The following is an 8,051-nucleotide window of genomic DNA, read 5'->3' on the forward strand; positions in this document are numbered from 1 at the left end:
CTTTAGCATAGCGATCTGATTCCCTGATTTCCGAAGAAACAGCACTTGCCAGTTCAGGGCCCATTAGGATGAATGGCAGATTATTGATCACACTATATCGGGCTAATCGGGCGTCCAGATCAAAGTAACCGGATTGATTAAGCCAGTGCTCTAATTGCTCTCTATCCACTCCTCTAGCATCAGCAACAGTCGAAAAGTGTATGCCCTGACTCAACAGCGTATGATGGAAGTCAATATACCCCTTAAGACCATCTTCTACATTTTCACCTAATATATCCGCTACAGCTTGAAAAACCTCAGAGTATCTTTGAGCTTCGTGAGGAGCGCTGCCCTCTAGTATATGATTAACTTCCACACGACTAATAGTCCCTCCTTCCATCCCCCCCTGATCATTGAGTCTGCCACCGCTAAGTATCGAAAACAGACTAAACGCTAAGGCATCCTTTGCCGGTGTTGTCGCGTCCGGCTGATCATTGTTTGCATTTAAATACTCTAGATAAGAAGCCGTTAATTGGGAACCCGCTTCGAGGAGGAGGGGAAGTCTAGAAAAGTTAAGTCCTGTAGAGAGAGCCCCTATTGCCGCACCAAGCCCGAATACTGTCACCGCTCTCTCAGTCGGGTCAGTTACATCAAGTACCGTTTCTGCAACGTTATCCAGAACCCAATCTCTTAATTCCGTATATTCACTTGATTTAAGGGGGAAGGCCTCAATCAAGGAAATTCCTGGTAATATAGTAAATAATCTCGCCATCGCCTCCATTTCACTGATTTCTTGATCACCACCACCCAATAGGCCATTTGTTCCAGAGCTCAAAGCTTGAACTAACGGCAAAATATCATCCAAATTAAAATAGTGATGGTTGGCTTGAGAATCTATTAATACACTGCCATCCTTCATCTGTAGCTCAATGGTTGCTAAGGAATGAGCATCGAGGAAGAACTCTGCTTCAGTTGATGAGCTAAGTTGATAGTTAGATGTCTGACCTCCGACATGCTCAGAGAGCTGGACGACTAGATCTGAGGGTTCATAATAGTGATAGATATCTGCGTCTGCGAGGAGGTCTTTATCATAATCAGAATGTTTCGAATCTAGACTAGCTTCTCCACCTAAACCATTGAAGGTTAATAGGTCTATTTGATTAGCTGCTAGTTTTCCCTCGCTCACTATTTCGTAAGCAGCATACTGCGCCAAAGCTCCACCAAGACTATGGCCAGTTACAGTCAGTGTGGCAATATCACCAACGTCGAAGTTAATATCATTAAACATTTCAAATATTTGTTGTCGTACACTCTCCCATTGACCGTAGCCCAGGCTGGATACATTCTGATACCAATCTTGGGAACCTTCAGTACCTGCAAAAGCCAATACATAATTTCCCGTACCATCTGAATAAAGGGCCGCTTTAAGTCCCGTTTGTTCTATTGTCCAGATCCCATTCTCAACAAACTCATAACCAAGATGCTTAAGAAACCCACCCCCTGCATCTAACTCATAAGCGCCTTTTGCTGCATAAAATGCTAACTCGAATTCTTCCCTTTCTATCATCAGTCATCTCCTTTGACTTGTTATCACTATCTAAACGTCCTTATCAATATTTTTCGTTTCAAAATAGGCACACACATTGAATAATTTGAGGTGTTGCCTGTACTCCTTATTCTTAATCGGCCTATACCCTCCAGAACCATAAACAACCCGACATCCATCAGGAGCTGTGCTAACTCCACGCCCCCCTACCATATCTATTGGCAACTCTTGCTCTGGTGTTACTAAATAATACAAAGCCCAAGGAGCTCCCTTACCGCTGCCGTGCTGCTCAACAAATAAACCAACATTAGTAGGCGCTATAACAGACGAACCAGCCTTAGACCAAGGACCTAAACAATAGTCCTTTACCTTTAGCGTCCAATCTTTACGACCTAACCACCAAACGCCAACTCCAGGACATGGTTTATACTGCGTCATATAAGAAAAATACCCATCAAAATATGGATAGTACAATGCAGTACCATTAATTGAATTAACAACATCAGGCTCGGAACTTAGTTCTTTGTAGCTAACACCATCTGCATTAACTAACTCTACACTGTCAAACTTCTCTCCAGTCGAACTTAACTTCACTATGAACCCATCTTCCCTTAACAGTTCCCTGATTCCTTTGCGCTGTTTAGATTTACCTGGCCTCGAGTAGTATCCACACCTAACGGCTGAACGTAATCGTCCATTCAGTTCAGAACCTCGCCGAGAAACAATCTTAAAATTTCTAGGTTGATATTCGAACTCTAGCGGCTCTGAAGAAGGCCATGAAGAGACAAATAGAGTGTCATTGGAAAAGCAATATCGACGGAGCTTCCTCTTTTGACTTTGGGTATCTACCAATTTCGTATAAGAGCCATCCGTAACATTCACAAGGTATAAAGCTTTTTCGTTTTCAATCTCTGCCATGGTGACTATTTCATTGTCACTTACCCAGTAGATGCCTCCGTGTCCTGACCGTGCACTCCATCCGAATTGATCAACCTTGATATCCTCAAACTCAGTAAAGAAGCTGTCATCAGGTAAATACTGAACATCTGTGCTGTAATAGCGAGACAACTCCAAAGTTCCATAAATACCAATTGGTGCGATTGATAAGATCGTTATTTTCTTAAGCCATTTAAGTAATACTCTTAACATTTACCAGACCTCCTACCCAAGCCGACAGAACTAGCCTCCAACAAAAGCACTAAGCCCAACCCAAATCCCAACAAAAAATAAAATCATAAGAGATAAAACCAGAAGAATGGTGTACACAATTGATGCCTTAAAAGCCTTCCAATAGCTTTCCCTAAAAATCCATTTAGCAAGCAACACCTCTGTCGCAAAGCCAATCAGTGCACTCAAATTTGAATAGTTTTCCACGTAGAGGCCTATAGGCTGCTCCATGCCGTAAATGACTTGGGTCGTTGCAACATAAAGCACCTGGAAAACCACTCCAAGCAGAATCAAGAGCACCCAGAAGTAGGCATACTCTTTGAATATGGCGTTTTCAAAAACGATTACCTTCTTGGTCACCCAAGCATAAAGAACGGGCGCTAATATAATTGCTAGCAAACCAACGACAAGATAGGTGAGAAATGCGACTAATATACCCATATTTTCTTCCTTAAAATTTTCAATTCATTCCGTTATCGGTCGTTAATACTAAGCCACCGCAGCGACTAAGCGTTCAAGCTCTTTGATTCGACTCGCCTTTTGCTTAACGAGTATTTCTTCGTGAATCTTTAATACAATACTTTTTAAGAGTTCCGTTGTGGTTTCTATCTGAGCCCTAGCTTTAAGCACCTCTATCTCTTCAGCCACGTAACGCCCTTTTAGTGATATTCTTTTATTCGCTCGACCTTTTGCCAAATCACTCTTAAGCAAAGGTAGTAAATCCTTGGGCGCAATCGAGTTCTCATAAAAAGCATGAATGTAGTATTTAATCAGGCTAGGAATAAAATCAGCACTAGCTCCGAGACTATCGCTAGCCAAGTTTAGGACATCAACTAAGTGAGAGGGCACTCGGCCTTCCACTGATTTACGCTGCTTATCTAACTGCTTCTTAATAGCTGGAGTAGATTGATGAGGAATCGCAGCAACACTATCGCAGGCATCACAAACACCCGCCAATATGTTCTTAACACTACCACTGTCATCACTAAAGGGGACGTCTCTCAACTTAAACGTGGAATTTTGTACTGACTCACAGGTATGACAAAGAACCTTTCCCACATCACCCTCTTTTAATATTTTCATAACTGGCCTCATTGATGCACACTTATAAACACAGCATTTGGTTCTATAAAAAACCACTTTATATACCATGACTGGCGCCGATACCGAGTCTTAATAAGGTGCACATTTATACTTTGATCTTTATGATGCGGACTGACCTCGTAGTCGTCTCCTCGAGTATGCTTAATGATTTCTGCTAGCTCTTCGATCGAAACATCACCTACTTCCAACAAGTTCTTAATCTCGATATTGTTTCTGGCTTCATGCAAAACATTTCCATCATATATACATTGCAGGATCCGCTTTTTAACGTCCTTGAACTTATTCATTGCCCCCTCACAGAATAATTGTACGACATTATACGTACCTATATCAATTCCTGGTATCTGTGTCTGAAAAGCTGTCAGACCTACTTCCCAGGCCTACCCGATCCTCTATTCTCGACTCTTCGACCCATACGCCTTTCAATCTCATCTACAAACTTTCCTGTGCCTGTTAGTTGACACCGCTCCACTGCGACTCCTAAATCATTCTTTGCTTCAATCAAGACCTCCAAATAGTGCTGGTCATCTTCATCACACAAAAACGCTGCCGTCTTATCATGTCCTCGCTGGACAATATGATGAGGGCAGCTTGACACTATCAGGCGCTTTCCTCTCGGCATAGCTCACCTCCTTGTTTGCTATACAGACTGAATCAAAAGACTTCACATCTATTTTCTGTATTTAAAAATTAAATGTGACACCTTTTTCTTCAAAGGATCGATAGAATAAAAAAGTTACTTGCGAGCTGGAGTTGTAGGTACAACCATTATGGGAAATTAGTTATAGCAGATGCAGGTCAACAAAGAGATAAACAAACCTATTAAGTAATTCTCAAAATTACCCATTCAAAGTGCGCAGAGCATATTCTGGGTCTTTGTCTAGCAAACGAAGCAAAGCTCTCGCGGGACCTGTTGGATAACGCCGCCCCTGTTCCCAATTTTCTAATGTACGCTTACTGACACCAATGAGTCCTGCGAAACGGGTTTGAGATAAGCCAATTTTTTCACGAATCGCCTTAACTTCAGGCTCTTCAAATTTAAAGTTACGCGATGTGCCCGCTTTACCTTCAACTATATCATCCATTTCCTGAACGCTCGCCAGCAGTTCACTAAAGTCATTATCTTTCATATCATTTACCACCTCTCTACAATGGTTTTTAATATCGCCAATTGATCTGAAGTTAAGCTTTCTTGTTTACCCTTTGGATAAACATACAGCATACGAATTTGTTCATCGCTTACCACCCAATAGTAAATAACTCGCACACCACCACTTTTACCTGCAGACTTAAGCTTCCAACGGATCTTACGCAAACCTCCAGAACCTCTAATCAGGTCACCAAGGTCAGGCCGATTAACCAGCGTTTCTTGTAGCTCTCGATATTGTTCATCAGGCATCAATTGCTTAATGAGTTTGGTAAATACGCTTGTTTCAATAATAACCATAAACACAACTATACGCCACTGACGTATTCTGACATTAAATTAAACAGATTAAAAGATAAGATGCCTATAACGACTACCTCTCTCCCAAACTCTCTTGCTTATACCTCAACAAAGGCGATAAAAAGTACTCTATCAAGCGCCTCTTCCCTGTCTTCACTTCAGCCATCACCGACATCCCCGGTGACAGTTTCACTTCTCTACCTTCTACCACTAATTGCTCTTTGGCCAAGGCTACCCGAGCACTATAAACCAAGCCCAAATTCTCATCTTGTATCGCATCGTCAGAAATGCTCTTAATCTCTGCATCAATCAAACCGTACTTGGTGAAGTTAAAGGTATCGACTTTGACTTCAGCTTTCTGCCCTTCTTGCACAAAACCGATGTCTTTATTAAGAATCATCACGTCCACTTCCATTTTGCTTTGGTCCGGTACAATCACCAAGAGTGCTTGGGCGGGTGTGACTACGCCTCCAATAGTATGGACTGCTAATTGCTGCACTTGACCATCTATTGGTGAAACGATTGCTTGTTGCTGGTTTCTCTGTTTTGCTTTGACGAGTTCTTGCTTTAGGCCTTCTAATCTCAGTTCAAATTCTTGCTTTTGCGAGAGCGTTGCTAACTGCTGTTCTGCCAGTAATGAGTGGGTTTGTTTTTCGATGGCAAGTATTGAGCTATCCAGTTGCTTGAATCGGGCTTGTTGTACTTTCAAGTCTTGTTCTTGTTCGATTAGCTCTTGCTTGAGTTCTAGGTATGGAAGCTTTGAGCCGTAGTCTTTTCGGTGGAGTTGTTCGAGCGCATCGACTCGTTCGGCCAGTACGGGTATGACTCTTTCTTTTTTCGTTGCTTCCGCTTCGACCATTTGTTGTTCTGCTTGGAGCTTTTGTCTTTCAACTTCCAGGGATGAGAGCTTGGCGTTAAGTTCGGTTTTCTGTTGTACGAGAAGGTTTTGGTGGCTCGTCGATTTTAACGGGGCCAAAGCCTGCGAACCTACTCCCTTTAAAACTAAACTCAGCCAATGATCGAAGTGCGATAGCCTTTCAATATTCATTGATAGTTCGGCAATCTCGTGTGCTAAACGATCTACATCGGCCTGTGTTTGCGTGCTGTCTAGCGTTATGAGCGGCTCACCTTGTTTGACGCTTTGCCCTTCTCTGACGTGAATCGCTTTGATCTTTCCCGCTTCTAAGGGCTGAATATGTTTGATGTGTTCGCTTGGAATCACTTTACCTTGCGCAACCGCAACAATATCAATCTTGCCAAAGTAAGCCCACACACAGGCAATAGTGAATAGTATTACGATTGCCCAGATAATGGCTCTGCCGGCTGATGAGGCTGGGGTTTGTTCTACTTCAATAGCAGCCGGTAAGAACTGGTACAGTTCTTTATGCGAGACTGACTGATCTTTATGAAGGAAAGCAAACAGCCCTTTCTTTGTTTTTTCTTCAGAGACATCACCCACAGGGAGTTGAATTGAGGAGCTCATTCCACACCTCCATCTGTTTCACTTTCCATCTGATTAGCTGTGGATGTTTTCGGCTTGGAGACTATCTTCGCCTTAGGTAAATTCATCGCTAGTTTATTCGTGGGCTTAGCTGTTTTACCTTCGTCTTTTTTGACCTCGCGAATGCTAGGAATATGACTTTGATGGCTATGTAGCTTGGCATAGTAGCCATTCAGCTCGAGCAATTCATCATGGCTTCCGCTTTCAACAATTCGCCCGGTTTCAATGACGATAATTCTGTCTGCTGCACGAACGGTTGATAGACGATGAGCGATAATAAATACCGTTCTGTCTTTGCATATCGAGCGCATATTGTCTTGAATGATACGCTCAGACTCATAATCCAAGGCACTGGTCGCTTCATCAAAGATCAGAATGCGGGGGTTGGTAATGAGCGCTCTGGCAATAGCGATACGTTGCTTTTGCCCTCCTGATAATGAAGCGCCTTGCTCGCCCACCACGGTGTCGTAACCTTCTGGAAGTTGTAGAATGAATTCATGTGCACCTGCTAAGGTTGCGGCTTCGATCACTCTATCCATGCTCATGCTTGGGTCTGCCAAGGCGATATTGTCTTTGACTGAACGGTTAAATAGAACGTTTTCTTGAAGCACCACGCCTATCTGTCTGCGTAGCCATGCCGGGTCAACCTGTGCGACATCGACACCATCAACCAGCACTCTGCCTGACTCGGGCACATATAGCCTTTGCACGAGTTTGGTTAAGGTACTTTTGCCTGAACCTGAGCGACCAACAATGCCTATCACTTCTCCGGGCGAAACTTCCAAGCTTAAATCTTTGAGTATTTCAGGTCGATCTGGCTGATAGCGGAAGGTAATATGTTCTAGTGACACCTTGCCTTTCAAGTCAGGCAGCGTTGTTCTGTTTGGGTTATGACCAGGTTCTGCCGGCGTATTAAGAATATCCCCCAAGCGCTCTAATGAAATGCCTGCTTGCTGGAAGTCTTGCCAGAGTTGAACGAGCCTCAGAATCGGTGCACTGACTCGGCCTGCGAGCATATTGAATGCGATCAACTGCCCGACACTCAAGGAGCCTGCAATCACCAGTGTTGCACCCACCCAAAGGATTAATACTGTAACTGCCTTGTTAATAAAGCCCGCCGTTTGGCTGGCGATATTGCCTAGGTTCATCGCCTTGAAAGAGGACGACACATAAGCAGCTAGTTGCTCTTCCCAACGACGTTGCGTTTGAGGCTCGACAGCCATCGACTTAAGCGTTTCAACGCCTGAAATGGACTCGACCAAGAAAGCCTGGTTCTCTGCTCCGTGCTTGAACTTTTCGTTTAGGCG

At 43.4% G+C, this 8,051-nt stretch carries 10 protein-coding genes; all 10 read right to left on the reverse strand.

Annotation, left to right across the window (positions count from 1 at the left end; all coding sequences use genetic code 11):
• Nucleotides 1-1,546: DUF2974 domain-containing protein (locus tag A3757_RS15810; protein WP_156506351.1), on the reverse strand; the 1,546-nt coding region annotated here is incomplete at its 3' end.
• Between the two features lie 30 nt (nucleotides 1,547-1,576).
• Entirely contained in the window at nucleotides 1,577-2,674 is a 1,098-nt protein-coding gene (locus tag A3757_RS15815) for a hypothetical protein (RefSeq protein WP_068508131.1), read from the reverse strand.
• Between the two features lie 30 nt (nucleotides 2,675-2,704).
• Nucleotides 2,705-3,133 carry a hypothetical protein gene (locus A3757_RS15820; RefSeq protein WP_068508133.1) on the reverse strand — a complete coding sequence of 143 codons (429 nt, stop codon included), beginning with the start codon at nucleotides 3,131-3,133 and terminating at the stop codon, nucleotides 2,705-2,707.
• 48 nt (nucleotides 3,134-3,181) lie between these two features.
• Nucleotides 3,182-3,775 (reverse strand): hypothetical protein, encoded by a 594-nt coding sequence (locus tag A3757_RS15825; protein ID WP_068508134.1) that lies wholly within the window; start codon nucleotides 3,773-3,775, stop codon nucleotides 3,182-3,184.
• Nucleotides 3,776-3,783: 8 nt separating this feature from the next.
• Complete coding sequence (locus tag A3757_RS15830) at nucleotides 3,784-4,083, reverse strand: hypothetical protein (protein ID WP_068508136.1); 300 nt, start codon at nucleotides 4,081-4,083, stop codon at nucleotides 3,784-3,786.
• Nucleotides 4,084-4,163: 80 nt separating this feature from the next.
• The gene (locus A3757_RS15835) at nucleotides 4,164-4,418 is read right to left on the reverse strand and encodes a hypothetical protein (protein WP_068508138.1); all 255 of its coding nucleotides are present in this window, start codon (nucleotides 4,416-4,418) and stop codon (nucleotides 4,164-4,166) included.
• A gap of 217 nt (nucleotides 4,419-4,635) precedes the next feature.
• Nucleotides 4,636-4,926, reverse strand: coding sequence for a DNA-binding transcriptional regulator (locus A3757_RS15840; protein WP_068508141.1), 291 nt, complete (start codon nucleotides 4,924-4,926; stop codon nucleotides 4,636-4,638).
• Nucleotides 4,927-4,931: 5 nt separating this feature from the next.
• Nucleotides 4,932-5,243, reverse strand: a complete 312-nt coding sequence (locus A3757_RS15845; RefSeq protein ID WP_068508142.1) for a hypothetical protein — start codon at nucleotides 5,241-5,243, stop codon at nucleotides 4,932-4,934.
• A 73-nt stretch (nucleotides 5,244-5,316) separates the two neighbouring features.
• The gene (locus A3757_RS15850) at nucleotides 5,317-6,726 is read right to left on the reverse strand and encodes an HlyD family type I secretion periplasmic adaptor subunit (RefSeq protein WP_082865112.1); all 1,410 of its coding nucleotides are present in this window, start codon (nucleotides 6,724-6,726) and stop codon (nucleotides 5,317-5,319) included.
• Nucleotides 6,723-8,051 (reverse strand): ATP-binding cassette domain-containing protein (locus A3757_RS15855; RefSeq protein WP_156506352.1); only part of this gene is annotated, 1,329 nt, incomplete at its 5' end. The genes A3757_RS15855 and A3757_RS15850, both read right to left, overlap by 4 nt.

Source organism: Oleiphilus sp. HI0117 (genome assembly GCF_001635235.1).